This is a genomic window from Sulfitobacter sp. IGS-18 (assembly GCF_059628195.1).
This window is the reverse complement of record NZ_CM184556.1, coordinates 3605459-3630110: the sequence shown is the minus strand read 5'-3', so window position 1 is coordinate 3630110 and position 24652 is coordinate 3605459. Positions and strand designations below refer to the sequence as shown.

22 protein-coding genes, 1 tRNA gene and 2 riboswitches are annotated in these 24652 nt (G+C 62.5%); of the genes, 11 read left to right on the top strand and 12 right to left on the bottom strand.

The genetic code is table 11. The features are described 5' to 3' along the window. Positions 1-141 precede the first annotated feature (141 nt). On the top strand, positions 142-1695 hold the full coding sequence (locus ACWNZ3_RS17635) for an alkaline phosphatase D family protein (protein ID WP_496900721.1): 1554 nt from the start codon (positions 142-144) through the stop codon (positions 1693-1695). A gap of 46 nt (positions 1696-1741) precedes the next feature. Here the strand turns inward: ACWNZ3_RS17635 and ACWNZ3_RS17630 are convergent, their stop codons facing one another. Genes ACWNZ3_RS17630 through aroC form a run of 4 tightly spaced genes read right to left on the bottom strand, consistent with a single transcriptional unit; the run spans position 1742 to position 5406 of the window. Next, positions 1742-2515, bottom strand: a complete 774-nt coding sequence (locus ACWNZ3_RS17630; RefSeq protein ID WP_496900720.1) for an SDR family NAD(P)-dependent oxidoreductase — start codon at positions 2513-2515, stop codon at positions 1742-1744. Beyond that, positions 2515-3111 (bottom strand): cob(I)yrinic acid a,c-diamide adenosyltransferase, encoded by a 597-nt coding sequence (gene cobO, locus ACWNZ3_RS17625; protein ID WP_274573656.1) that lies wholly within the window; start codon positions 3109-3111, stop codon positions 2515-2517. The genes ACWNZ3_RS17630 and cobO overlap by 1 nt, the downstream gene beginning before the upstream one ends. Positions 3112-3131: 20 nt before the next feature. Continuing rightward, on the bottom strand, positions 3132-4067 hold the full coding sequence (locus tag ACWNZ3_RS17620; RefSeq protein ID WP_269362610.1) for a DMT family transporter: 936 nt from the start codon (positions 4065-4067) through the stop codon (positions 3132-3134). 7 nt (positions 4068-4074) lie between these two features. Next, entirely contained in the window at positions 4075-5406 is a 1332-nt protein-coding gene (gene aroC / locus ACWNZ3_RS17615) for a chorismate synthase (RefSeq protein WP_496900719.1), read from the bottom strand. A 91-nt stretch (positions 5407-5497) separates the two neighbouring features. Further along, positions 5498-5597, top strand: a riboswitch (TPP riboswitch). Between the two features lie 34 nt (positions 5598-5631). Here aroC and ACWNZ3_RS17610 point away from each other — a divergent pair. Genes ACWNZ3_RS17610 through ACWNZ3_RS17600 form a run of 3 tightly spaced genes read left to right on the top strand, consistent with a single transcriptional unit; the run spans position 5632 to position 8823 of the window. Beyond that, the gene (locus ACWNZ3_RS17610) at positions 5632-6615 is read left to right on the top strand and encodes a thiamine ABC transporter substrate-binding protein (RefSeq protein ID WP_496900718.1); all 984 of its coding nucleotides are present in this window, start codon (positions 5632-5634) and stop codon (positions 6613-6615) included. After that, positions 6591-8144, top strand: a complete 1554-nt coding sequence (locus ACWNZ3_RS17605; protein WP_496900717.1) for a thiamine/thiamine pyrophosphate ABC transporter permease ThiP — start codon at positions 6591-6593, stop codon at positions 8142-8144. The genes ACWNZ3_RS17610 and ACWNZ3_RS17605 overlap by 25 nt, the downstream gene beginning before the upstream one ends. Next, positions 8131-8823 carry a thiamine ABC transporter ATP-binding protein gene (locus ACWNZ3_RS17600; RefSeq protein ID WP_496900716.1) on the top strand — a complete coding sequence of 231 codons (693 nt, stop codon included), beginning with the start codon at positions 8131-8133 and terminating at the stop codon, positions 8821-8823. Before ACWNZ3_RS17605 ends, ACWNZ3_RS17600 begins: the two co-directional genes overlap by 14 nt. A 51-nt stretch (positions 8824-8874) precedes the next feature. Here the strand turns inward: ACWNZ3_RS17600 and ACWNZ3_RS17595 are convergent, their stop codons facing one another. Continuing rightward, a complete protein-coding gene (locus ACWNZ3_RS17595) occupies positions 8875-9324 on the bottom strand; it encodes a 6,7-dimethyl-8-ribityllumazine synthase (protein WP_496900715.1) in 450 nt (149 codons plus the stop codon). A gap of 78 nt (positions 9325-9402) precedes the next feature. Beyond that, a riboswitch (FMN riboswitch) is annotated at positions 9403-9555 on the bottom strand. A gap of 63 nt (positions 9556-9618) precedes the next feature. Between ACWNZ3_RS17595 and ACWNZ3_RS17590 the strand changes: the two genes are divergently transcribed. The 5 genes from ACWNZ3_RS17590 (at position 9619) to ACWNZ3_RS17570 (ending at position 13857) form a co-directional block, all read left to right on the top strand. Next, complete coding sequence (locus ACWNZ3_RS17590) at positions 9619-10242, top strand: FMN-binding negative transcriptional regulator (RefSeq protein WP_496900714.1); 624 nt, start codon at positions 9619-9621, stop codon at positions 10240-10242. 68 nt (positions 10243-10310) lie between these two features. After that, a complete protein-coding gene (locus ACWNZ3_RS17585) occupies positions 10311-10922 on the top strand; it encodes a glutathione S-transferase (RefSeq protein WP_496900713.1) in 612 nt (203 codons plus the stop codon). Positions 10923-11084: 162 nt separating this feature from the next. Next, entirely contained in the window at positions 11085-11645 is a 561-nt protein-coding gene (gene petA / locus ACWNZ3_RS17580) for a ubiquinol-cytochrome c reductase iron-sulfur subunit (protein ID WP_269362619.1), read from the top strand. 11 nt (positions 11646-11656) lie between these two features. Next, positions 11657-13000: a cytochrome b gene (petB, locus tag ACWNZ3_RS17575; protein ID WP_269362621.1), complete on the top strand. Its 1344-nt coding sequence runs from the start codon at positions 11657-11659 to the stop codon at positions 12998-13000. A gap of 5 nt (positions 13001-13005) precedes the next feature. Beyond that, the gene (locus ACWNZ3_RS17570; RefSeq protein ID WP_496901922.1) at positions 13006-13857 is read left to right on the top strand and encodes a cytochrome c1; all 852 of its coding nucleotides are present in this window, start codon (positions 13006-13008) and stop codon (positions 13855-13857) included. 337 nt (positions 13858-14194) lie between these two features. On the opposite strand, the gene ACWNZ3_RS17565 is transcribed toward ACWNZ3_RS17570, so the two are convergent. From ACWNZ3_RS17565 to dapF, 3 genes are all read right to left on the bottom strand, one after another. Further along, positions 14195-14869, bottom strand: a complete 675-nt coding sequence (locus ACWNZ3_RS17565; RefSeq protein WP_496900712.1) for a Crp/Fnr family transcriptional regulator — start codon at positions 14867-14869, stop codon at positions 14195-14197. Between the two features lie 78 nt (positions 14870-14947). After that, positions 14948-16201, bottom strand: a complete 1254-nt coding sequence (mtaB, locus tag ACWNZ3_RS17560; RefSeq protein ID WP_496900711.1) for a tRNA (N(6)-L-threonylcarbamoyladenosine(37)-C(2))-methylthiotransferase MtaB — start codon at positions 16199-16201, stop codon at positions 14948-14950. Beyond that, on the bottom strand, positions 16198-17031 hold the full coding sequence (gene dapF, locus ACWNZ3_RS17555) for a diaminopimelate epimerase (RefSeq protein ID WP_496901921.1): 834 nt from the start codon (positions 17029-17031) through the stop codon (positions 16198-16200). The genes mtaB and dapF overlap by 4 nt, the downstream gene beginning before the upstream one ends. 106 nt (positions 17032-17137) lie before the next feature. Here dapF and ACWNZ3_RS17550 point away from each other — a divergent pair. Further along, a tRNA-Lys gene (locus tag ACWNZ3_RS17550) sits at positions 17138-17213 on the top strand. A 4-nt stretch (positions 17214-17217) separates the two neighbouring features. Here the strand turns inward: ACWNZ3_RS17550 and ACWNZ3_RS17545 are convergent. The 3 genes from ACWNZ3_RS17545 to ACWNZ3_RS17535 are packed head-to-tail and all read right to left on the bottom strand — an operon-like array spanning position 17218 to position 19981. Then, the gene (locus ACWNZ3_RS17545; protein ID WP_274573665.1) at positions 17218-17379 is read right to left on the bottom strand and encodes a hypothetical protein; all 162 of its coding nucleotides are present in this window, start codon (positions 17377-17379) and stop codon (positions 17218-17220) included. A 7-nt stretch (positions 17380-17386) separates the two neighbouring features. Further along, positions 17387-18196 carry a methylthioacryloyl-CoA hydratase gene (gene dmdD, locus ACWNZ3_RS17540; protein ID WP_114273841.1) on the bottom strand — a complete coding sequence of 270 codons (810 nt, stop codon included), beginning with the start codon at positions 18194-18196 and terminating at the stop codon, positions 17387-17389. Positions 18197-18217: 21 nt separating this feature from the next. Then, the gene (locus tag ACWNZ3_RS17535; protein WP_496900710.1) at positions 18218-19981 is read right to left on the bottom strand and encodes an acyl-CoA dehydrogenase family protein; all 1764 of its coding nucleotides are present in this window, start codon (positions 19979-19981) and stop codon (positions 18218-18220) included. A 113-nt stretch (positions 19982-20094) separates the two neighbouring features. On the opposite strand from ACWNZ3_RS17535, the gene ACWNZ3_RS17530 reads away from it, so the two are divergent. Further along, positions 20095-21108, top strand: a complete 1014-nt coding sequence (locus ACWNZ3_RS17530; protein WP_496900709.1) for an AraC family transcriptional regulator — start codon at positions 20095-20097, stop codon at positions 21106-21108. Positions 21109-21308: 200 nt separating this feature from the next. Here ACWNZ3_RS17530 and ACWNZ3_RS17525 read toward each other — a convergent pair whose 3' ends face one another. Beyond that, positions 21309-24644: an error-prone DNA polymerase gene (locus ACWNZ3_RS17525; RefSeq protein WP_496901920.1), complete on the bottom strand. Its 3336-nt coding sequence runs from the start codon at positions 24642-24644 to the stop codon at positions 21309-21311. Positions 24645-24652 lie beyond the last annotated feature (8 nt).

Genomic DNA, 24652 nt, shown 5'->3' with positions numbered 1-24652 from the left:
ACCCGCAGGGACCCCGGTGGGAACGGATGTGTCGGTTGCTGTCATGAAACCTTGAAAAACTTGTCACGAAACTGTCGGCAGACCGTTACGCGACTGCGGTTTGAGTGGCGCAGAATTCATCCAGACAGGGAAAACCCATCCATGACCAGACTCCTGCGCCCCACCCGCCGCTCCGTGCTGGCGGGGTCCGCCGCCTTTGCCGCAACGCTTGCAATGCCCGCAATCAGCCGCGCGTCCTCCCGGCCCGTATTCACCCATGGCGTTCAGTCAGGGGATGTGGACACGAATTCCGGTATGATCTGGACGCGCACCGACCGCCCCTCGCGGGTGATGGTCGAGGTTTCGACCACGGAGAGCTTTGCCAATGCACGTCAGCTGCCCAGCATGGACGCGGTGCCGGGGCATGACATGGCGGTCAAGCGGTTGCTGCAGGACCTGCCGAGCGACCAGGATATCTTTTACCGGTTCACCGCCGCCGATCTGACCGACCTCAACGTGACCTCCGAACCCCTGGTGGGGCGGTTCCGCACCGCGCCGACCGCACGCCGCGATGTGCGTTTTGCCTGGTCGGGCGACACGGCCGGTCAGGGCTGGGGCATCGACGCGAATGGCATGCGCACCTATGCGACGATGGCGCGCCATACGCCTGATTTCTTCCTGCATTCCGGCGACACGATCTATGCCGATGGCCCGATGCAGGACGAGGTCGACCTGCCTGACGGTGGTAAGTGGAAGAACGTGGTTCTGCCCGATGAAAAGCGCAAGGTTGCCGAAACGCTGGACGAATATCGCGGCCAGTGGAAATACAACATGCTGGACGAACATGTGCGTGCATTGAACGCGCAGGTGCCGACCTTCATGCAGTGGGACGACCATGAGGTCGTCAACAACTGGTCGGCGTCCAAGGACCTGACCGCCGATGACCGCTATACCGAGAAATCCGTGCATGTCCTGGCCGCCCGCGCTGCCCAGGCGTTCCACGAGATGACGCCGCTGCGGATCACCCCGGCAGAGCCGAACCGCGTTTACCGCAAGATCAACTATGGTCCGATGCTCGACGTGTTCTTTCTGGACCTGCGCAGCTACCGTGGCCCGAACGGCGCATCGCAGGAAAGCGAGATCAACGCGGACAGCACGATCCTGGGTTCCGAACAGATGGCATGGCTCAAGCGGGAACTGACCAATTCCACCGCCACCTGGAAGGTGATCGCCTGCGACATGCCGATTGGTCTGGTTGTACCCGATGGCGAAAAGATCGAAGGCGTGGCCAACAAGAACGACGGCGCACCGGGCGGTCGCGAGCTGGAAATCGCGGAACTGCTGCGCTTCATCAAGAACGCGCGGGTGCAGAACACCGTCTGGTTCACCGCTGACGTGCATTACACTGCGGCGCATTACTACAACCCCGACAAAGCACAGTTCCAGGACTTTGAACCGTTCTGGGAATTCGTCTCGGGGCCGCTGCATGCGGGCACGTTCGGGCCGAATGCGCTGGACGCGACCTTCGGGCCGGAGCTGAAGTTCGTGAAAGCCCCCGCAGAGGGTCAGGTGAACCTGCCGCCCAGCGCCGGCTTGCAGTTCTTTGGCCTCGTGGACATTGACGCGCAGACCCAGCAGATGACGGTGCGTCTGATGGACCGCGCAGACACCGAGCTTTACTCGGTCACGCTCGACCCCAAGGGCGCGTCGATCTGAGTATTCGATCCGAGATACCAGATGGGGCGGGCCGGTTTGGCCTGCCCTATTTGCGCAGCGCAGGCAGGCCGACGCCCGTGCTTTCGAAACCGCCGTCAGAGGCGATGACCTGCCCGGTGACATAGCTGGCTTTCTCCGAGCACAGGAATACGATGACTTCGGCGATCTCGCGCTCCGTGCCGTAGCGGTTCAGCGGAATCGCGTCATGGTAGGCGTCGATGATGTCCTGGGTATGCACGGCCATCGCCAGTTTGGTGCGCACCGGGCCCGGACAGACGCAATTGGCGCGGATGCCGTATTCACCCAGTTCCGCCGCCTGCTGTTTGGTCAGCTGGATCACCGCGGCCTTGGAGGTGCCATAGGCGACCCGAAGGGTAGAGGCGCGCAACCCCGAGATCGACGCGATGTTGACCAGGGCGCCCTTTGTGTCCTTCAGCGCGGGGGTGACCGCCTGCGACATCAGGAAGACACCGTCTAGATTGGTTTCCATCACCCGGCGCCACCGGGCGAAATCGGTCTGTTCGATCGGGCCGAAATCGGCCACGCCCGCGTTGTTCACCAGCGCGTCGATCCGCCCGAAACGCGACAGCACATCCGCGACGGTCCGGTCCACGGCGCCAGGGTCCGACACGTCGCAGACAAAGGCGCTGGCTGCCTGTCCAAGGTCGGCGGCTGCCTTTTGCAATGCGTCCGCATCGCGGTCCAATGCCGCGACCAGCCAGCCCTCTTCGATGAAGAGCCTTGCGGTGGCCAGCCCGATTCCCCGTGCAGCGCCGGTAACCAGCGCAACCTTCTGGGCCTTGCTCTGCTCTGCGGGCATCAGAAATCGACGCCCTTCTGCGCCTTGATCCCGGCCTTGAAGGGGTGTTTCACCTCGGTCATTTCGGTGACCAGATCGGCATATTCGCACAGCTCCGGCTTGGCGTCGCGCCCGGTCAGGATCACGCCGGTGCGCTTGTCGCGCGCCTCCAGCCCTGCGATGACCTGTTCGACCGACAGGTATTCATAACGCATGGCGATGTTGATCTCGTCCAGCACCACCAGATCGTAATCGCCGCTTTCCATCATCTCGCGCGCCTTGGCAAAGGCGGCCTGAGCGGCGGCGATGTCGCGTTCCTTGTCCTGCGTATCCCAGGTGAAGCCTTCGCCCATGGTGTGCCAGTCGACGCCGCCCAAACGGTCAAAGAACAGTCGCTCGCCGGTTTTCCACTTGCCCTTGATGAACTGGACAACACCAACGCGCTGTTTCCAGCCCAGCGCCCGCAACACCACGCCGAAGGCGGAAGACGACTTGCCCTTGCCCGCGCCGGTATGGACCAGCACCAGACCCATTTCCGGGTCCTGCAGCTCGGCCACCTTCTTGCGCTGTTCGGTCTGACGCTCCTGCATCTTTTCCTTGTGGGACTGGTCGGTCATGGCACTCTCCTTTTACGGGGTCAGGACTTGGGGTCGGACACGGCGCGCACCTTGCTGCGGTCCATGCCGAGCTGGTGTTCGCGCCAGATGACGAGGACACCGGCGCAGATCACCAGCGCGGCCCCCGCCAGCATCATGATCGTGGGCAGTTCGCCAAAGATGACATAGCCCAGAACAATTGCGAACAGCATCGAGGTATAATCATAGGGTGCCAGCATCGACACCGATCCAAAGCGGTAGGACGAGGTGACGAGGATCTGGGCAACACCGCCCACCAGCCCTGCCATCACCAGCAGCGCTGCGGTCTGGCCGGTCGGGACCACCCAGCCAAAGGGCATGGTAAGCAGCGACAGCACGGTTGCGGTGGCGGAAAAGTAGAAGACGATGGCAGCGGTATGTTCGTTCTGCACCAGCTGGCGCAGGTGCACCTGTACGAGGCTGCGCATCATCGTGGCACCGAGGATCAGCATGGCGCCGATGGTGGCCATATGGTCGAGCTGTGAACTGCCAAAGCGGGGCCACAGGATGATGACCACGCCAATCAATCCCACCGCCACGGCGCTGATGCGCAGCAGGCGAATGCGTTCGCCCAGCATCACGGCGGCCAGCACCACGGTGAAGATCGGCGTGGCGAAACCGATGGCTGTGACTTCGGGCAGGGGCAGCAGGCCGAGCCCGGCAAAGGTCAGGCCCATTGCGGTGGTCCCGAACAGCCCGCGCCAGACGTGGCCCATGGGGTTCCTGGCCTTGAGCCCGATCTTCAACTGTCCGCGCTGGGCCAGCCAGATCAGGATGATCGGGATCGCAAAGAGCGAGCGGAAAAAGACCTGCTCACCCGGCGGGATCTCGTCCGAGGTGGACTTGATGATCGCCGACATGCAGGTGAACAGAAAGATTGCGGTGATCTTGAGTGCAACCCCGAGCGCGGGTCTTTCGGAAAAATCTTCTACCTTCATGAATGGCTCATGCGTCCGGGCCGATGATGCCGCGGTTCTCGCCCACCTGTCCCCGGTGCAACAGCATGTGGTCAAGCAGCACACAGGCCATCATCGCCTCGCCCACCGGAACCGCCCGGATGCCGACACAGGGGTCGTGGCGGCCCTTGGTGATGATCTCGGTTTCCTCGCCGGTCTTGGTGATGGTCTTGCGTGTGGTCAGGATGCTGGAGGTCGGTTTCACCGCGAAACGCACCACGATGTCCTGCCCGGTGCTGATCCCGCCGAGGATGCCACCCGCGTGGTTGGAAGAATATCTCGGCTCCGCCCGCTTCACGATCGGCAGGCCGCCATTTGCGATCATGCGTTTGTTCAGCGCCTTGCGCGTGACCTGAAGCGTCATGCCGCCCTCGGCCTCGGTGAAATGGAACAGATCCTTCACCTTGAACCAGCGTTCCTTGTCGTTCTCGTTCTGAGGTCGGATGATATATGTTCCCGTGGCGTCCAGTCTGGCACCTTTGAAAAAGATCTCGACGATGTCTTCGGATGCAGGGGGTGCAAATATCTCATCCGCGTTCAGCTCACCGGTCAGCATCGCCGCCGACATGCCCTCGCCGATCTCCACGCCTTTGACCGCGTTGATGCTCATCATCGCGGCGGCCAGGTCGGTATCCAGCTTGCCATAGACCGGCGCACCAAGGCCCGCGGGTACGCCACGCGCCACGACCTCTATGATCGCGCCGACGCTGCTGCCCGATTTGCGCAGACCGTCGAGGTATTCCGCCCAATCGATTGCGGCTTTGGCGTCGGGCACCCAGAAGGGGTTTTGTTCGATCTGGTTCCAGTCAAAGGCATCGCGGTCGATCTTGTGCGGGCCCATCTGCACCATGTAGCCGGTGATTTGCACCTGGGGCGCAATTGCCTTGATCGCCTCGCGGGCCAGACCGCCCGCCGCAACCCGGCTCGCGGTTTCGCGGGCAGAGGACCGGCCGCCGCCGCGATAGTCGCGTACGCCGTATTTCTGGAAATAGGTGATGTCGGCATGGCCCGGGCGGAACTTGTCCTTGATGTCGCCGTAATCCTTTGACCGCTGGTCGGTATTCTCGATCATCAGCTGCACGGGCGTGCCGGTCGTGACGCCTTCGAACACGCCGGACAGGATGCGGACCTCGTCCGCCTCGCGGCGCTGGGTGGTGTATTTGTTCTGGCCCGGTTTCCGTTTGTCCAGCCAGTGCTGGATCATCGCCGCATCCACCGGCACGCCGGGGGGGCAGCCGTCAACCGTGGCGCCAAGCGCGGGCCCGTGGCTTTCGCCCCATGTGGTGACACGAAAAAGGTGGCCAAAGCTGTTGATCGACATAGGGACGCTCCTTTGCTGACCCTGTTACCGGGCGTGCAAAGGGGCCTCAAGGGATTTCGCCTTGCAAGTCGGGTAAGAGCGTCCTAGCTCTTGATGCACCTCGGGGGGCCCAATCGGGCTGAGATTGCGCAAGCTGACCCGTTGAACCTGAACCGGTTAACACCGGCGGAGGGAAGGTCTGGACATCCATCCAACGCTTTCTGACGCCGCATGATGGAGGATGCCATGAGACATCTAACTTTTGCTGCTTTAGCGACACTTGCCGCAACCGCCGCGCAGGCCGAGACGCCTGTGCTGACAGTCTATGCCGGCGATTATTTCACATCCGAATGGGGCCCCGGCCCGGTCATCGAGGCGGAATTTGAAAAGATCTGCGATTGCGATCTGCAATTCTCGACCGGCGATCTGCTGCCGCGCCTGCTGCTGGAGGGCAAGCGGACCAAGGCGGATGTGGTGATCGGCCTGACCTCGGACGTGACGGCCAAGGCGCGGGCGACCGGGCTTTTTGCGCCGCACGGCCAGGACAACAGCGCGCTGACGCTGCCGATCGAATGGACGGATGATGTGTTCCTGCCCTTCAACTACGGGCATACCGCCTTTGTCTTTGATGACACGCGGATGGAAAACCCGCCCGCGACCTTCGACGATCTGCTGAACATGCCTGATGACGTCAAGATCGTGATCCAGGACCCGCGCACGTCCATCTCGGGCCTCGCGCTGGTGCTGTGGGTCGAGGCGGTTTATGGCGACAAGGCGCAGGAAGCCTGGGGCAAGCTGGCACCGAAAATCCTGACGGTGACGAAGGATTGGTCGACCTCCTACGGGATGTTCACCGATGGTGAGGCGGACATGGTGCTGAGCTATACCACTTCGCCCGCTTATCACATGTTTGCCGAGGAAGACTTTACCAAACATGCCGCGCTCTTTCCGGAGGGGCATTATTTCATGGTCGAAACCGTGGCCAAGGTGGCAGATACGGATGTGCCGGAACTGGCGGATCAGTTCATGGGCTTCGTGATGTCTGAAATCTTCCAGAAACTGATCCCGGCCGCCAACTGGTCGCTGCCCTCGGCACTGCCGCAGGACCAGTGGCCGGACGGCTGGGCCAAGCTGGATCTGCCGGAAAAGGTGCTGTTCTACGATGAGACCGAAGCCGCCGCCGTGCAGGAGAAAGCGATCGAGGCATGGCGCAGCGCGCTGACCCAGTAACGCGCATTGCGGGCATGACCGCCGCCGGTTTGACGGTGGCGGTTGTGCTGGCGGCCTGTGTCGGGATTGTCTCGCGTGCCGAACCGGGGGGATTTGGCCCCGGCGACGGTGCAGCGATCCGGTTCACGGTCATGCAGGCGCTGCTGTCGGCCGGGTTTTCCGTTGTGCTGGCGGTGCCGCTTGCGCGGGCACTGGCGCGGCGGCAGTTCTTCGGGCATGGCATGTTGGTGATGCTGCTGGGGGTGCCCTTTATCCTGCCGGTGATTGTCGCCGTGATCGGCTTGCTGGCGGTGTTTGGCCGGAATGGCATGCTGAATACCGTGCTTGGCACCATGGGCCTGCCGGAACTGTCGATCTATGGGTTGCACGGTGTGGTGCTGGCGCATGTCTTTTTCAACCTGCCCCTCGCCACGCGGCTGCTGCTGCAGGGGTGGCAATCCATCCCGGCAGAGCGATTCCGGCTGGTGGCGCAGCTTGATCTGAGCCCCCGCGCCGTGGCGCGAACGCTGGAATGGCCGCTGTTGCGCCAGGTCGCGCCGGGGGCCTTTGCGCTGATCTTTGTCATCTGCCTGACCAGTTTTGCCGTGGCGCTGACCCTGGGCGGGGGGCCAAGGGCCACAACCATCGAACTCGCCATCTATCAGACCTTCCGCTACGATTTCGACCTGACGCGCGCGGCGTTGCTGTCGCTGGTTCAGCTGGTTGTTGCCGGCGGCGCGGCGCTGGTGGCGTTGTGGTTCATCCCTTCGGTGGGCATTGGCGGCGGGCTGGACCGGGTGCCGCGCCGGTGGGATGCGCGCGGCGGCATCCAGCGCTGGGGCGATGTTGCATTGATCCTGCTGGGCGCGGCCTTTCTGCTGCTGCCACTGGGGGCAGTTGTGCTGAGGGGCGTTGCCGGGCTGCCGATGATGCCGGCTTCGGTCTGGCAGGCGGCGGGGGCGTCACTGGGCGTGGCCATGCTCAGCATCGTGGTTTTGCTGGCGCTGGCACTGCCCATGGCGGGCTGGATCGCCGGCAGGGCGTCGGGTGGGGTGGAAGCCATCGGCCTGTTTGGCCTGTCCGCCTCTCCGCTGATGATCGGGACGGGGTGGTTCATCCTGCTCAACCCGGTGGTGGACCCGGTGGCATTGGCGCTGCCGGTAACGGCGCTGGTGAATGCACTGATGGCCCTGCCCTTTGCGCTGCGGATCCTGGTGCCGCGCCTGCGGGACACGTTGCGTGAATATGGCCGGTTGAGTGCTTCGCTGCAGATGCGTGGCTGGTCGCTCTGGCGGTGGGTGATCCTGCCGCGCCTGCGGCCTCAGGTCGGCTTTGCGGCGGGGCTGGCGGGGGCGCTGTCGATCGGGGATCTGGGCGTGATTGCGCTTTTTGCCGATCCGGACCGCGCCACCTTGCCTTTGCAGATGTACCGGCTGATGGGGTCCTACCAGATGCAGGCGGCTGCCGGCGCGGCGGTGCTGCTGCTGGTCATGGCGCTGGGCGTGTTCTGGATTTGCGACAGAGGAGGGCGCTGGCATGCTGCGGATTGAGAAGGTGGAAATCACGCTGGGCAGTTTTCGGTTGTCCGCTGACATGGCGCTTGAGCAGGGTCGGAAATATGCGGTGATCGGCCCTTCGGGCGCGGGAAAATCGACGCTGCTGGGGGCGCTGGGCGGGTTCGTGCCGCTGACGGCAGGGCGGTTGATCTGGCGGGGGCAGGACATCACGCAAGCGGCCCCGGGCGCACGGCCCATGACGATGTTGTTTCAGGACAACAACCTGTTTCCGCACCTGAGCGTGACGCAGAATGTCGGGTTGGGGATCAACCCCGAAATGCGGCTGAGCGCGGAGGACCGCAGCCGGGTGACGCAGGCGCTGGAGCGGGTGGGGCTGAGCGCATATGCGGACAAGCGGCCCGGCGCGCTGTCCGGCGGGCAGCAAGGCCGTGTGGCGCTGGCGCGCGTGCTGGTGCAGGCACGGCCGCTTCTGTTGCTGGACGAACCCTTTGCTGCCTTGGGACCGGCGCTGCGCAACGAGATGCTGGATCTGGTGCAGGACCTTGTGGCGGAAACGGGGGCGGCACTGATCATGGTGACCCATGCGCCCGATGATGTGCGCCGGATCGCGGATGAGGTGATCTTTGTCGCGGGCGGCGTGGCAGAGGCACCGCAACCGGCGGCGGCGTTGATGGACAACCCGCCGCCGGAACTGAGGGATTACCTGGGCTGAAGGTGCCGGAATTTTCGAAAATTCCGGTCCGATCTTTTCAAAAAGATCGGGTTACGCCGGGATCGGTTCCAGGGCCTCAAGCATGCCCAGCGCCGCTTTTGCGGCTTCTTTCCCCTTGAGCACGAAGTGGTCCCGATAGATGGCATTGTGATGTGCGGTTTCCTGATACTGGTGCGGTGTCAGGGACACGGACAGCACGGGCACACCGGTTTCAAGCCCCACGCGCATCAGCCCGTCAACCACCGCAGCGGCGACAAAGTCGTGCCGGTAGATGCCGCCATCCACGACGAAGGCGGCACAGGCGATGGCGGCATAGCGGTCCTGCCGGGCCAGTTTCTGCGCCATGAGCGGCATTTCGAACGCGCCGGGCACGTCGAAGACATCGACCTGGTCGGCGGGAATGATTTCGGTAAAGCCGTCAAGCGCGCGGTCCACGATATCGGCGTGCCACGCAGCTTTGACAAAGGCGAAGCGGGCGGGGCGTTGATAGCCAAGTGTCATATGTGATCTCCTTCTGGTCCAGACACGTCCACCCAAGGCGATCACGACAACAACAGGGGCTGGTGGCCCCCCTTGCCTTCGCATTCTCTTCCATCCGGACTGTGACCGTCGGCTCTGGACTTTGACCAGATCTGCTGACCCGGTGCCGCCCGAAGGTGGCACCGGCGCTCGCGGGCTCGGGATTGCTCCCCTACCGCCGGTGGGGAATTTCACCCCGCCCTGAGAATAGGCTTATGTTGCCAAGCCGCAGAATTGTCTGCAAGTAGGAATCGTTGCGCGACGAAGGGGAATACGATGCATCCGAATCCGGTTTTCCATGATGCCGATACCGACCGGAATATCGCCTTTGCGCGGGACAGGGGATTTGGTGTTCTGGCGGCGCAGGGGGCAGGTGCCCCGATGCTCAGCCATGTGCCCTTTCTGATCAGCGAGGATGGCGCGCTGGTTGAGCTGCATCTGGTGCGTTCGAACCCGATTGCCCGCGCGCTCAAGACCCCGCTTGACGTGACAATCGCCATTTCCGGGGGCGATTCATATGTCTCGCCCGATTGGTATGGTGTGCCCGATCAGGTGCCGACGTGGAATTACGTCGCCGTCCATCTGACCGGAACGCTGGAGGTTCGGCCCGCCGGCGAGCTGCGCGATCTTCTGGACCGTCAGTCGGCAGCCTATGAAGAGCGTCTGCTTCCCAAGGCACCCTGGAAAACGGACAAGATGACGCCGGAGGTCATGGACAAGCTCATGCGGATGATCGTGCCGTGCCGGATGCAGATCACCGGCGTGGACGGCACCTGGAAACTGAGCCAGAACAAGCCCGATGCGGTGCGTGAGGCGGCGGCGGAGCATTTGGCAGGCTATGGATTCGGCAGTGAGGTGGAGGTGCTGGCCGCGCAGATGCGGGCAGACCGCAACAAATAGCGCGCCGCAGGTCATTGCCTGTCACCACAGCGCCTGTGATACTGCCCCAAAGCGACAGGAGATCCGCCATGAAACTCGCCTATTCACCCACTTCGCCCTATGTCCGCAAGGTTATGGTTTTGCTGCATGAAACCGGTCAGCTTGACGATGTAACGCTGGAAACCATGCACACCACGCCGGTAGAGCCGGACAGCGCGCTCTTGCCGCAGAACCCGCTGGGGAAGGTGCCTGCGCTGGAGCGTCCGGAGGGGCCGACGCTGTACGACAGCCGGGTGATCTGCGCTTATCTGGATGATCGCGCGGGTGGCAAGCTTTATGGCACCGGATCGCGGCATTGGGATACCTTGACCCTTGAGGCAACGGCGGACGGTATTCTGGATGCAGCGCTTTTGATGGTCTATGAAGGCCGGCTTCGGCCTGAACACGCGCAGATGCCCGAGTGGGTCGAAGCGCAGTGGAACAAGGTTGACCGGGCGCTGACCGCGTTGAATGCCCGCTGGATGAGCCATCTGAGCGGCCCGCTGGATATGGGCCAGATCGCGGTCGCCTGCGCTTTGGGTTATGTGGAGTTTCGTCATGCTGCGCGCGGCTGGCGGCGCGGCAAGGATGCGCTTTCGGAGTGGTTCAACGGGTTCGAATCGCGTCCTTCGATGCAGGCAACCAAGCCGCCTGAGGCCTGAATCGGCGGCATTGGCAGGAATAATTCCCTGCCTGCGACGGTTTGCGCGCCTTTGCCATCTGGACGGACGCGCGCCAGCCCGCTAGACAGCGCGATGAAGTCAGGGGGCTGAACCGCCCCCGGTATGTCCAATGGCCTCTGTGCCAAGAAGTGGAGTAGAGCCGTGTCCAACGCAGAAGATCACGCAGGCACCCGGAGGGATTTCCTGTATTACGCAACCGCTGGCACAGGTGCCGTCGCCGTTGGCGCGGCTGTCTGGCCGCTGGTGAACCAGATGAACCCCTCTGCCGATGTTCTGGCGCTGTCGTCTATCCGCGTTGATGTGAGCGGGATTGCAGAAGGAACGCAGCTGACAGTCAAATGGCTGGGCAAGCCCGTGTTCATCCGCCGGCGCACCGAGAAAGAGATTGAAGAGGCACGTGCCGTCAATGTCAGCGACCTGCCGGATCAGAATGCCGAGAACGCGAATATTGCGGCGAATGCGCCTGCAACCGACGAAAACCGCGCGCTGGACGAAACCGGCGAATGGCTGGTCATGATGGGTGTTTGTACGCACCTTGGCTGCGTGCCCCTGGGCAATGCCGGTGATTTCGACGGCTGGTTCTGCCCGTGCCACGGATCGCATTACGACACTGCCGGGCGCATCCGCAAAGGGCCCGCACCGCGCAACCTGCCGGTGCCCGTCGCCGAATTCGTGGACGCGTCCACGATCAAACTGGGTTAAGGGAGAACTCGATGTCTGGAATTCCTCACGACCACTACGAGCCGAAGTCCGGCGCAGAAAAGTGGCTTGCCCGCCGCCTGCCCGTTGTTGGTCTGCTCTATGACACATTGATGATCCCCACGCCCAAGAACCTGAACTGGATGTGGATCTGGGGCATCGTCCTGACCTTCTGCCTGGCGTTGCAGATTGTCACCGGCATCGTGCTGGTCATGCACTATACACCGCATGTCGATCTGGCGTTCAGCTCGGTCGAGCACATCATGCGCGACGTGAACGGCGGCTATATGCTGCGCTACCTGCATGCGAACGGCGCCTCGCTGTTCTTTGTAGCTGTCTATGCGCATATTTTCCGGGGGCTCTACTATGGCTCCTACAAGGCCCCGCGCGAGATCACCTGGATCATCGGCATGCTGATCTATCTGCTGATGATGGCCACCGGCTTCATGGGTTATGTGCTGCCCTGGGGGCAGATGTCCTTCTGGGGCGCGACCGTGATCACCGGCCTGTTCGGCGCGATTCCCTTTGTGGGCGAGTCGCTGCAGACCTTCCTGCTGGGCGGACCTGCCGTGGACAATGCCACGCTGAACCGCTTCTTCTCGCTGCACTACCTGCTGCCCTTCGTGATTGCGGGCCTCGTGATCGTGCACATCTGGGCCTTCCACTCCACCGGCAACAACAACCCCACGGGTGTTGAAGTGCGCCGCGGGTCCAAGGAAGAGGCGCAGAAGGACACGCTGCCGTTCTGGCCCTATTTCGTGATCAAGGACCTCTTCGCACTTGCGGTGATTCTGGCGGTGTTCTTTGCCATCGTCGGCTTCATGCCCAACTACCTGGGCCACCCCGATAACTATATCGAGGCGAACCCGCTGGCGACGCCTGCGCACATCGTTCCTGAATGGTACTTCCTGCCGTTCTACGCGATCCTGCGGGCCTTTACCTCTGACGTCTGGGTTGTGCAGATCGCGTCCTTCGTGACCGGTGGCATCATCGACGCCAAGTTTTTTGGCGTGCTGGCGATGTTCGGTGCAATCGCGGTGATGGCACTGGTGCCGTGGCTGGACACATCCAGCGTCCGTTCCGGCCGCTATCGTCCGATGTTCAAGTGGTGGTTCGCGCTGCTGGTGATCGATTTCTTTGCCCTGATGTGGCTGGGGGCGATGCCTGCGGAAGAACCCTATGCGTCCTTCTCGCTGATCGCATCGGCATATTGGTTCGCGTACTTCCTGGTGATCCTGCCGCTGCTTGGCGTGATCGAGAAACCGCTGCCGCAACCGGCGACGATCGAAGAAGACTTCGACGCCCATTACGCGCCCAAGGCCGGTGGCTCGAAAGCCGCTGCGAAACCGGCGCAATGACGGAGATGACAATGATCAAGAAACTGACCCTCTCCGCCCTTGTGGCACTTGGCCTTGGCACCACCGGTGCCCTGGCCGCCGGCGGCGAAGCCCATGTCGAGGATTTCGACTTTTCCTTCGAAGGGCCTTTTGGTGCCTATGACGTGAACCAGTTGCAGCGCGGCCTGCAGATCTACACGGAAATCTGTTCGGCCTGTCACGGGCTGAAATTCGTCCCGATCCGCACACTTGCGGACGACGGCGGACCCAGCATGCCCGAAGATCAGGTGCGCGAATACGCCAAGCAGTTCGAAGTGTTCGACCCGGAACTGGATGATTTCCGCGAAGCGACTCCGGTGGATCACTTCCCGGCCTCGTCTTTGGACAATGCGCCCGACCTGTCGCTGATGGCCAAGAAGCGCGCCGGTTTCCACGGTCCTTACGGTCTTGGCATCAACCAGTTCTTCAAAGGGATTGGCGGGCCGGAGTACATCGCTTCCCTGCTGACCGGATACGAGGAAGCGCCGGATTGCGCACCCGAGGATTTCCCCGGTTCGTACAACAAGGTGTTCGCCTCGGGCGGTATCCCCGATTCCTGCCGTGATGAAGAAGGTCATTCGACCGTCACGGGCAGCTGGATTGCCATGGCACCGCCGCTGGCGGGTGATGACGTGGAGTTCGCGGACGGTCACGAAGCAGACGTCCATCACGAAGCCATGGATGTGGCGGCCTTCCTGATGTGGACGGCAGAACCCAAGATGATGGCACGTAAGCAGGCCGGTTTTGCGGGTGTGATCTTCCTGACCCTGCTGGCGGTTCTTCTGTACCTGACGAACAAGCGTCTCTGGGCTTCGGTCAAATACAAGCGCGAAGACTGATCCAGCGCGCGGCGACTTGCTAAAAAGCCCTCCCGACTGTTGCGGTCGGGAGGGGTTTTGCTTTCCGGGGGGCCTCATAATGGGTGAGGTGCCCGGAAAACGGGGACAGATACAATACCGGAGCCGGGTCAGTGGCACAGACCACCCTTGGGCAGATACGCACGGCTTAGCCGCCCTCTCTGCAACCTGATCCAGAACTTTTCTAACTTTGCCCTGCAATGCGCCGATGAATAAGGCGATCGAGGAACCAGAGCAGCGTCGTTACTATGGTTCCAACCTAAATCTTGACGTAACGGCAGTCTGTGATCTGGGTCACACAAGCTGAAAAAGTTGGATTCTAGATTTCGTTGATATCGGCGAGGTCTCTCAGCGCGTCGCGATTCAACAGGCGCAGCCCGCCACGGGAGGCGCTGACAATGCCACTGCGTCCCCATCTCGAAAGGATCTTTGAAACCGCTTCGCGGCTCGCGCCCGCGAATTCGGCCAGCTCTGACTGGGACAGGATCAGCAATGGTTCGGGATCAGAGATATGGGAGGTCAGATGCAGGACCTTCTTGGCCAGGCGGGCGGGCAGGGGCAGGAAGACCTGTTCTGACAGCTGATAGCCCATCCAGCGCATCCGCTTTCCGGCAAGCCGCAGCATGTCGATCCCGAAATCGGGAGAGCGTTGCAAGGCCGTCATCGCATCGGCATTGCGGATGCCCAGAACACGGGATTGCTCCAGCGCGGTGACAGTTGCCGTGCGCGGGCCGGGGTCGAAAAGGGCAATCTCTCCGAAGACCGCGCCAGGGTGCATCACATCCAGCGAGAGTTTGCGCCCCCCCACCGAAATGACGCTGAATTCCAGCGCGCCTTCAAGGATTGCATAGAGGGTATCGCCGGGGTCTCCATGCTCGAACAGGACCTCACCGGCGCGCAGGGTTGTTTCCGTCGCGAGCGCGGCCATCGTTTCCCTGAGTGCCGGGGAGGCCTCTGCCAGAAAACCGCAATCAAATAGATGTTGATCTTTCATAAGCCCCCGCCGCCTTTGCGGGGAAACTACAGCAATTCAATCAGAAATTGTACTGAAAGTCGCGGGGCGGGCGCCAATTCAGGCGATCAGCGCGTTCCGAGATTTTCCGGTCACTCTGGTCGTGACAATCGCGCCCTCGACCTGCGGCGTATCGAAACGGACTTCGGTGAATTGTTCGGTGCGGCCCATGGTCGGGCTTTCCATCAGGATATGGTGGGTCTGGCCGACTTGCTGTTGCAAATGGCGCTGAACCTGCGCCTCACCAGCCGCACGCAGGCGGGCGGCGCGCTCCTTGATCGTGCGGCCGTTGACCGCCGGCATCCGCGCAGCCGGGGTGCCGGGGCGGGCAGAATAGGGAAAGACATGCAGCCATGTCAGATCGCATTCATCAACCATGCGCAGGGCATTGTCGAACATCGCTTCCGTTTCGGTCGGAAAGCCCGCGATGATATCTGCGCCAAAGGTCATGTCAGGGCGCAGCCTGCGCGCCTCGTTGCAGAAAGCGATGGCGTCATCGCGCAGGTGCCGCCGCTTCATCCGTTTCAGGATCATGTCATCGCCATGCTGCAGGCTGAGGTGCAGATGGGGCATCAGGCGGGGTTCGGTCGCGATGGCAGCCATCAGGTTGTCATCCACCTCGATGGAATCGATGGAACTGATCCTGAGGCGCGGCAGATCCGGGACCAGCCTGAGGATGCGCATGACCAGATCGCCCAGACGCGGTGCCGCCGGAAGGTCCGCGCCCCATGAGGTCAGGTCGACGCCGGTCAGAACCACCTCGTTGAACCCCTTGTCCACCAGCCGCTTGATCTGATCCACGACGACACCTGCCGGGACGGAACGTGAATTGCCCCGGCCATAGGGAATGATGCAAAAGGTACAGCGATGGTCGCAGCCGTTCTGCACCTGCACATAGGCGCGACTGCGAGTCCCGAATCCGTCGATCAGGTGCCCGGCAGTTTCAGTCACGGACATGATGTCGTCGACCTGAACCGATTCCGTCTCTCCGATGAAGTCCGCAGCGAGGCCCTGCCAGGTGCCCGGCTGCATTTTTTCGGTGTTGCCGATGACTGCATCAACCTCGGCCATGCTGGCAAAAGTATCGGGTTCGGTTTGGGCCGCACATCCGGTGACGATCAGACGGGCATCGGGATGTGCCTTGCGCAGCTTGCGGATGTCCTGGCGCGCCTTGCGCACAGCCTCTGCCGTGACAGCGCAGGTGTTGACCACAACGGCATTGGCCAGACCGGCCTGTCCGGCAAGGTCCTTCATCGCCTCAACTTCATAGGCGTTCAGGCGGCAGCCGTGGTTGGAAAAGACCGGTGCGTTCATGCGATGCTGTCCAGGAATGCGGATGTCAGGGTGCCGGAAAAGACATGTACGGTCGGGCCGGTCATCCACACGCCGTCCTCGCGCCAGTCTATGTGCAGGGTGCCACCGTCGAGGTCGATCTGCACCTTGCGCCCCGTCAGGCCGCGCCGCGCTGCGGCGACCGCACAGGCGCAGGAGGATGAGCCGGAGGCCCATGTCACCCCCACACCGCGTTCCCAGACCCGCATGCGGATGTGGTCCGGCCCCACCACCTGCGCGACCTGCACATTGGTGCGTTGCGGATAAAGCGGGTGGTGTTCTATCGCCGGGCCGAAAGTTTCAAGCTCAACCGCGCCAGCATCCTCCACAAAGAAGGTGCAATGCGGGTTGCCCATACCGGTCGCTGTCGGCGCGCCGTCCATGGGCAAGGTCAGCGTGTCCATCTCCTGCGCCAGCGGCACCTCGTGCCACAGCAGTTGCGGCTGGCCCATGTTGACCGATGTGATGCCGCCACCCTGATCCTCGGCGTAAAGATCGCCGCGGTCGGTTGTCAGGTGCAGGCGGGCTTCACCCGTTTCATCCATCAGATAGCGGGCGATGCAGCGTGTCGCGTTGCCGCAGGCCGCCGATAGCGATCCGTCGGCATTGTAAAAGGTCAGATGCGCGTCGCCGGTTCCTTTGGAAATCACCGCAAGCTGGTCAAAGCCGACGCCGAAATGGCGATCTCCGATGGCTTTTGCCATGCCGGGCGTGATCTGAGTTGCCAGCGTGCGCGCGTCGACAACAACGAAATCGTTGCCAAGCCCGTGCATTTTCATGAAGGGCAAACCGGATGTCGTATCACTGCTCATTTCGCGCATATAACCCCGCCTGCCTGACTAATCCAGCGGACAGCTGAAGAATCGTGGATTAAGGGCTTGACCCCCCTCGCTCACCTTTCTAGATACGCGTCCTAGTGGGCCGTTAGCTCAGTTGGTAGAGCAACTGACTTTTAATCAGTAGGTCGTTGGTTCGAACCCAACACGGCTCACCACTTTTCACAAATTATCCTTTCCCTGTTTGGGTTTGGTGCCGGATTTGACGAACCTCTCCGGAAGGTTCGCCAAATTGCGTGCGCCATTGGGGCAGGCGATCAGTTTCGCGGCGGCGGAATCGGCGATGCCTTCCCGGCCAGCCTCCCCGAGGGCAAAGCTGATCACGCCTGACTTAGCTGTTGGGCCGTACACGGGCCGCGGTCTTGTTGGCGAAGGCTTCGAGGCGCGCGCGCGCGGCCGACTGGGTGTTGACGATTCCGCCCACGAAGGCTTCGGCAAAGGCGGCGTCCAGACCGGACATGTTGTTCATGTGGCTGACAGCCGAGCAGATCGCGAAGTTCGTCAGCGGCAGATTCTGCGCGACCTTTTCCGCCAGTTCCATCGCCTTGGCAAAGCTGCCCCCGTCTTCGGTGATATATTGCGCCAGACCCAGATCGACGGCCTCTTGCCCCTGGTAGACGCGCCCGGTCAGGATCATGTCGATCATCCGGTACTTGCCGATCATGTCCGACACCCGGATCGTTGCGCCGCCGCCGGTAAAGATCCCGCGCTGGCCTTCGGGCAGTGCAAAATAGGTGCCCGGGTCGATCACCCGCACATGGGCGGCGCTGGCCAATTCCAGCCCGCCGCCGACAACCGCGCCCTGCAACGCGGCGATGATCGGCACCCCGCCATATTCCATCTTGTTGAAGGCCTCGTGCCAGCGCAGGCAGACATGCATGAAGTCATCAGGGCTGCGGTCGGCCTTCCAATGTTCGACCAGATCGAGACCGGCGCAGAAGTGATCTCCCTCTCCGGCCAGCAACACGGCCCTGACGCCCGCCATCCGCGCGCCGCTGAAGAAGCGGATCAGTTCCTCGATCGTGGCCACGTCCAGAGCGTTGCGTTTGGAAGGGCGGTTCAGCGTCACGACATACAAGCCGTTGTCACGCGCGGAAATGGCGAGGCGTTCGTAGGTATCGGGGTTCACGACATCATTCATCGGTTGGGTCCTTTTGTGGGATTAATCAGGGAAAGTCGCGTCCAGCAGGCTGGGCGCGCCCAGCAGGATGCGGGTTTGTTCGGTGGTGCATTCGGGCAGAATGTGCCGGGCAAAGAACAGGGCAGTCGCGATCTTCCGGGTCATGAACGCGCTGTCCTGTCCGGCGGCGCGCGCGGCATGCGCCGCAAGGGCGCCCTTGCCAAGCATCCAGCCCGCCGCCAATGTGCCCGACAGCATCAGGAAGGGGACAGAGCCGGCAAAGGTCCTGTCGATGTTCTTGCGGCAGTTTTCCAGCATCCAGTCCAACGCGGTTTCATATGCGCCGCGCGCCTGTGCGAGGCTTGTGCCGATCGCCCGAGCCGGGGCGTCACCGCTGGCAAGCTGCGCTTCGGTTTGCGCAATCCGGCTGGCGAAAAGACGGGCTGTCGCCCCCCCGTCCCGCATCACCTTGCGCCCCAGAAGGTCATTGGCCTGAATGGCCGTGGTGCCCTCGTAAATCGGCAGAATGCGGGCGTCGCGGTAGTGCTGCGCGGCCCCTGTTTCCTCGATGAATCCCATGCCGCCGTGGATTTGCACACCCAGGGACGCGACCTCGACCGCGCGTTCCGAGCAAAAGCCCTTGACCAGCGGGACCATGAATTCGGCCAGGGCGCGTGCCTCGGGGTCATCCCCATGATGCGCGACATCCAGCAGCCCCGCAGTCGCGGCCGCCATCGCCCGTCCGCCTTCGGTCAGGCTGCGCATCCGCAGGAGCATGCGGCGCACGTCCGGGTGGTCGATGATCGGGACGGCGTCTTTGCCCAGACCGTTCACCGGGCGGCTTTGTACCCGGCCCCGCGCATAGGCCAGCGCTCGCTGATAGGCCCGGTCGGAAATCGCAACGCCCTGCACCCCCACCGAAAACCGCGCCGCGTTCATCATGATGAACATGTGCTCCAGCCCGCAGTTTTCCTGGCCGATCAGAAACCCGGCAGCGTCATCGTAATCCAGCACGGCCGTCGGGCTGGCATGCACGCCCAGTTTATGTTCGATGCTCACACAGCTGACTGCGTTCTCGGTCCCCGGTGTTCCGTCCGTTTCCACCAGTTTCTGCGGCACGATGAACAGGCTCAGCCCCTTGGGCCCGGCTGGTGCATCCGGTATGCGCGCCAGCACGAGGTGAATGATGTTCTCGGTCAGATCATGGGCGCCATAGGTGATGAAAATCTTGGTGCCTGTGATGCCAAAGCTGCCATCTGCGCGCCGTACCGCCTTTGTCGTTACCCGGCCCAGATCGCTGCCTGCCTGCGGTTCGGTCAGGTTCATCGTGCCGGACCAGCGCCCTGCGATCAGCGGCCCGAGGTAGGTGGCTTTCTGTTCGTCCGAGCCGGTCAGCAACAGGGCCTCGATCGCCCCGTCGGTCAGGAGCGGGCAGAGGCCAAAGCTCATGTCGGCGGCATTCAGCATCTCGACCGCTGCCGCGCCAACCACGCGCGGCAGCCCGACGCCGCCATGTTCCACCGGGTGGATCAGCGCCTGCCAGCCCATGTCGACAAACCGGGCATAGGCCCGGGCGTGGCCTTCGGGCATGGTCACACGGCCCTTGTCGAACCGGGCGCCCAGCCTGTCCCCGACCTGGGACAAGGGCGCGACCTGTTCGGTGCAGAACCGGGCATAGCCGTCCAGCGCGGCGCCGATATCCGACAGTTCGCAATCGGAATATACATCCAGTGCGGACAGGTTTTCCCAGTGGGACAGATGTTCGATGCAAAACATCAAATCCTGCAGGGGCGGCTGATAGGGCATGACTGGCTCTCCGACAGCGACTATGGTTTCCCGTCATCTAGCCGCTGCTTTCCTTGCCAATAAGCTCATCTTTTGCCAAGTTCTTATCCGATCACGCCATTCAGGGCCTCTACATGAGCAGTCATGACCCCATCTCCCTGACGACCGTTTCAGCGGGTTTCATCCAGGACTGGCTCGATGCGCTGAACGCCCGATGCACGCCGGACGCAATGACCTCCCTGCTCCAGCGCTCAGGTCTGCAAACCAGCCCGATGGCACCCGCGCAGCGCGTCACGCTGGAAGAAATCGCCCGGCTCTATCAGCTTGCCGCGCCGGAGACCGGGGATGAAATGATGGGGCTCTGGAGCCGTCCGATCCGCCCCCGCGCCCTGCAGCATCTGTTGACCGTGCAGCGTGAGGCGAGCAGCCTGGTTTCGGCTCTGTTTCGGTTCACGACGTTCTGGAACCTGCTTTTGGATGATTTCCGCCTGGAATTGCGGAGCAACCCGGAGGAGGTGGAACTGGCATTGGTCCCTTACCTGCGTGAAACTGCCCCGCAGCGATTTGGTCACATGCTGATCCTGAAACTGGCGCATGGGCTCCTGTCCTGGCTCAGTGGGTCGGAAACGGGTGTGAAAGAGGTGCGATTTGCCTTTACCCGTCCGGATTTTGCCGCCGATTACGCGGTTGTCTTCCCCTGTCCGGTCGCGTTTGAGGCAGCGCAGACCAGCATCCTGTTCGATCCGCGCCAATTCGCGAGCCCGATCGCCCGCAGTCCCGCCGAGGCATCCGTGTTTCTTGAACGTGCGCCGCTTGACTGGATCTTCACCGGCTCGCGCGCGCATACGAACAGCCTGCGTGTCCGCGCCTTCCTTTACGGCGCGGCATGGCAGAGCTGTCAGCTTCTGGAGGCGGCCCAGGCCCTGAAGATGACGCCCCGGACGCTGAACCGCCGCCTGAAAGAGGAAGGAACATCCTTTCAGAATATAAAGGACGCATTGCGCCGCGACATCGCCATCCGCGCGCTTCAGCAAGGCACGGAGAGCATCGAACAAATCGCCTTTGACACCGGCTTTTCCGCCCCTGCGAATTTCCATCGCGCCTTTCGCAAATGGACCAGCCGGACGCCCGGATCATACCGGTTGTAGGGTCGGGTCGATCTTGCGGAGGCCTAAAGCGCCCGATCTTTTATCTGAATCATCGTGACACGAATGTCCCGAGAACGCCGCAGGCGTGGCAGGGTATTCGTGTCTCAGGTTTAAGGTCGGACGCTATATCGAGACCGCGCGCTTGATAAGGAACGCCTCCATGCCGAATGTTTCTTCAATGGGGTCGAATGCTTCCGCGGTTAATGAAAGTCCCGGCTCGGGAACAGCCGCTTGGCCTGATCCCTCGGGTGCGTTGCACGTGGGGATGGCAGGGGGCGTGGGGCGGTGTCTGTTTTGGAGGTTGTCTGGCCGATGGCGCTGTCCATCGGGTGGCCGAGATCGGACAGGCGGGGCGAGAGGTCTTCGATCTGCTGGGCGATCAGATGTACGACGATGCCTTCGCGTTGCAGGTAGCCTGTCACGCGCAGCAGGCGCCCGCCCATGACGATGCGGCGGAACTGCTCATAGACCTTTGGCCAGACCACCACATTCGAGACCCCGGTTTCATCTTCGAGCGTCAGGAAAATAACGCCTGACGCCGTGCCGGGGCGCTGACGGGTGATGACAAGGCCGCAGACGCTGTAACGCCCCAGCGGCACGTTATGCAGGCTGTCATGTGTGACCAGCCCGGGAATGGAGGGGCGCAGCAATTCCATGGGATGGGCGCGCAAGGTCAGACGCATAGAGACGTAATCTTCGACAACCTCTTCACCCAGCTGCATTTGCGGCAGCACAATCGTGGGTTCGTGAATGCTCTCGCCGTCAAGGGGATCGTTGAACAAGGGCAACGGGGCCTGCCCGCGAATGGCCCGCACCTGCCAGAGTGCATCGCGTCGGGTCAGTCCCATATCGGTAAAGGCATCGGCCTCGGCCAGCCGTTCCAACACCACGGGGGCCACTCCGGCGCGCAACCAGACCGATTCAGGATCGCGGTAGCCATTGCCCCGGGCGGCCACGATCCAGCCGGCATCCTCCTCTTTGAAGCCCTTGATCTGCCGAAAACCCAGCCGCAGGGCCAGTGCCCCGTCGGCGCGGCGTTCCAGCCTGTTGTCCCAATGACTGGCATTGACGCAGATCGGGCGGACCTCGACCCGGTGTTCGCGGACGTCGCGCACGATCTGGGCAGGCGCGTAGAAGCCCATCGGCTGTGAATTCAGTAAGGCACAGGCAAAGATCGCCGGGTAATGACATTTCAGCCAGGCCGAGACATAGGCGAGCATCGCAAAGGCCGCCGCGTGGCTTTCGGGAAAACCGTAATCGGCAAAGCCCTCGATCTGGCCGAAACAGCGTTCGGCGATTTCGGGGCTGTAGCCGTTGGCCAGCATGCCCTTGATGAATTTATCCCGGTGTGTGCCAATCGTGCCCATCCGCTTGAACGAGGCCAGCGAGCGGCGCAGATGGTCGGCCTCTTCCGGGCTATAGCCCGCGCCGACCACGGCGATCTGCAATGCCTGCTCCTGAAACAGCGGCACGCCGAGGGTGCGGCGCGTCACGGCCTCCAGCGCGGGGCCGAAAGGCTCGGCCTTTTCAAGCCCCTGTCGCCGTTTGATATAGGGTTGCACCATGCCGCCCTGGATGGGGCCCGGGCGGACGATGGCGACCTCGATCACCAGATCATAAAAGGTCCGTGGCCGCATCCGGGGCAGGAAATTCATCTGGGCGCGGCTTTCCACCTGAAACACCCCCACCGCATCGGCCAGGCAAAGCATGTCATAGGTGGCGGTATCCTCTTGCGGAACAGCGGCGATGCTCAGGTCATGCCCCTCGTGGTCGCGCATCAGGTCGAAGGCCTTGCGGATGCAGGACAGCATCCCCAACCCCAGCACATCGACCTTGAGGATGTTCAGCGTGTCGATATCGTCCTTGTCCCATTCGATGATGGTGCGGTCCTCCATTGCCGCGTTTTCGATGGGGGCAAGCTCATCCAGCCGCCCCTTGGTAATGACGAAACCGCCCACATGCTGGGACAGGTGACGGGGAAAGCCGATGATCTCTCTGATCAGGCGGATGGTCTGGGCAAGGCGTCGGTCGGTCGGATCAAGGCCAAGCTCCTTGACCCTGTCCGGGTCGGCTCCACCATCGGACATGCCCCAGATTTGCCCGGACAGGCTTGCCGTCACATCCTGGGACAGCCCCATCACCTTGCCGACTTCGCGGATCGCGGCGCGGCTGCGGAAATGGATCACCGTGGCGCAGAGCCCGGCGCGGTGGCGGCCGTATTTTTCGTAGATCCACTGGATCACCTCCTCGCGGCGTTCATGTTCGAAATCCACGTCGATATCGGGCGGTTCGCCCCGGTGTTTGGAGATGAAACGCTCGAACACCATGGCGATCTGATCGGGGGAGACATCGGTGATGCCCAGCAGGTAGCACAGGATCGAATTGGCCGCCGAGCCGCGCCCCTGACACAGGATGCCCTGCGCGCGGGCGAACTGGACAATATCGTAAACGGTCAGGAAATAGGCCGGAAAGCCCAGTTCCTCGACCAGTTTCAATTCCTTGTCTATCAGGTCATGGACCCGCTGCGGCGCGCCTGCCGGATAGCGCCGTTTCAGCCCGTCGCGTGTCAGTCGCTCCAGCCGTGCCTGCGGGGTTTCGCCTTGGGATATCTCATCGGGGTACTCATAACTGAGTTCGCCCAGGTCAAAGCTGCACCGGGTGGTGATCTCCAGCGTGCGGCGCAGGGCGGCGGGATGGTCGCGGAACACCCGCGCCATATCCGCGTGCCCTTTCAACCGGCGTTCGCTGTTGGCCAGGGCGCGGGTGCCGATCCGGTCAATCGTGATATGTTCCCGCATGCAGGTCAGCACATCGGCCAATTGCCGGCGGCTGGCCCGGTGCATCAGCACATCCCCCACCGCCACCATCGGTGCCGAAGTTCCAAGTGCCAGCCGGGCGCATTCCCTCAGATAGGCCTGATCGGAGCCGTCATAGCGCGGCGCCGCCCCCAGAAAGACATGGCCGGGGAAGCGGCGCTGCATCTGCCGGATATGCGCGGCGGCGGCGTGCAGCCTGCCCTGTGGCAGCGCGATCAGGATCATGCCCGCGCAACCTTCATACAGATCCGCCCGGTCAAGATGGCAGCCGCCTTTTTCCGCCCGCCGCTTGCCCAGGGTCAAAAGCCGCGTCAGCCGCTGATAGGCCGCCTTGTCGCGCGGCAGGGCGATCCAGTCCACCGCGCTGTCCCGCAGGACAAGGCGGCATCCGACGATCAGCTTTGGCAAATGCACGGTATCCGGCCGCGTGATCGGGCTGGGCTGCCCCACCTCCTGACGCGAGCAGTGATCGATCTGGTGCTGCGAACGGATGCGGATGTCGTTTTCCATATCCCGCCGCAGTTCTTTCAACGCCCGGTAGGCCCGCACCACCCCGGCCAGAGAATTGCGGTCCGTGATGGCGATGGCGGCCAGACCAAGCTCCGCTGCCCGAACGACCAGTTCTTCGGGATGGGACGCGCCGGTGAGGAAGGTGAAATTGGTGGTCACGCAGAGCTCGGCATAGGTGTTGCGCGGGCCAAAATCCCCCGGTGGGTTCATGGCGCGGT

Bases quoted from the DNA above. Each gene is read 5' to 3' on its own strand.
- ACWNZ3_RS17590 (WP_496900714.1), top strand. From the start codon at position 9,619: ATGCATCCGAATCCGGTTTTCCATGATGCCGATACCGACCGGAATATC.
- ACWNZ3_RS17535 (WP_496900710.1), bottom strand. From the start codon at position 19,981: ATGCCCTATCAGCCGCCCCTGCAGGATTTGATGTTTTGCATCGAACAT.
- ACWNZ3_RS17635 (WP_496900721.1), top strand. From the start codon at position 142: ATGACCAGACTCCTGCGCCCCACCCGCCGCTCCGTGCTGGCGGGGTCC.
- ACWNZ3_RS17570 (WP_496901922.1), top strand. From the start codon at position 13,006: ATGACAATGATCAAGAAACTGACCCTCTCCGCCCTTGTGGCACTTGGC.
- ACWNZ3_RS17565 (WP_496900712.1), bottom strand. From the start codon at position 14,869: ATGAAAGATCAACATCTATTTGATTGCGGTTTTCTGGCAGAGGCCTCC.
- aroC (WP_496900719.1), bottom strand. From the start codon at position 5,406: ATGTCGATCAACAGCTTTGGCCACCTTTTTCGTGTCACCACATGGGGC.
- ACWNZ3_RS17595 (WP_496900715.1), bottom strand. From the start codon at position 9,324: ATGACACTTGGCTATCAACGCCCCGCCCGCTTCGCCTTTGTCAAAGCT.
- ACWNZ3_RS17585 (WP_496900713.1), top strand. From the start codon at position 10,311: ATGAAACTCGCCTATTCACCCACTTCGCCCTATGTCCGCAAGGTTATG.
- ACWNZ3_RS17605 (WP_496900717.1), top strand. From the start codon at position 6,591: ATGGCGCAGCGCGCTGACCCAGTAACGCGCATTGCGGGCATGACCGCC.
- dapF (WP_496901921.1), bottom strand. From the start codon at position 17,031: ATGAGCAGTGATACGACATCCGGTTTGCCCTTCATGAAAATGCACGGG.
- ACWNZ3_RS17620 (WP_269362610.1), bottom strand. From the start codon at position 4,067: ATGAAGGTAGAAGATTTTTCCGAAAGACCCGCGCTCGGGGTTGCACTC.
- ACWNZ3_RS17610 (WP_496900718.1), top strand. From the start codon at position 5,632: ATGAGACATCTAACTTTTGCTGCTTTAGCGACACTTGCCGCAACCGCC.
- ACWNZ3_RS17630 (WP_496900720.1), bottom strand. From the start codon at position 2,515: ATGCCCGCAGAGCAGAGCAAGGCCCAGAAGGTTGCGCTGGTTACCGGC.
- dmdD (WP_114273841.1), bottom strand. From the start codon at position 18,196: ATGAATGATGTCGTGAACCCCGATACCTACGAACGCCTCGCCATTTCC.
- mtaB (WP_496900711.1), bottom strand. From the start codon at position 16,201: ATGAACGCACCGGTCTTTTCCAACCACGGCTGCCGCCTGAACGCCTAT.
- ACWNZ3_RS17600 (WP_496900716.1), top strand. From the start codon at position 8,131: ATGCTGCGGATTGAGAAGGTGGAAATCACGCTGGGCAGTTTTCGGTTG.
- ACWNZ3_RS17530 (WP_496900709.1), top strand. From the start codon at position 20,095: ATGAGCAGTCATGACCCCATCTCCCTGACGACCGTTTCAGCGGGTTTC.
- petB (WP_269362621.1), top strand. From the start codon at position 11,657: ATGTCTGGAATTCCTCACGACCACTACGAGCCGAAGTCCGGCGCAGAA.
- cobO (WP_274573656.1), bottom strand. From the start codon at position 3,111: ATGACCGACCAGTCCCACAAGGAAAAGATGCAGGAGCGTCAGACCGAA.
- ACWNZ3_RS17525 (WP_496901920.1), bottom strand. From the start codon at position 24,644: ATGAACCCACCGGGGGATTTTGGCCCGCGCAACACCTATGCCGAGCTC.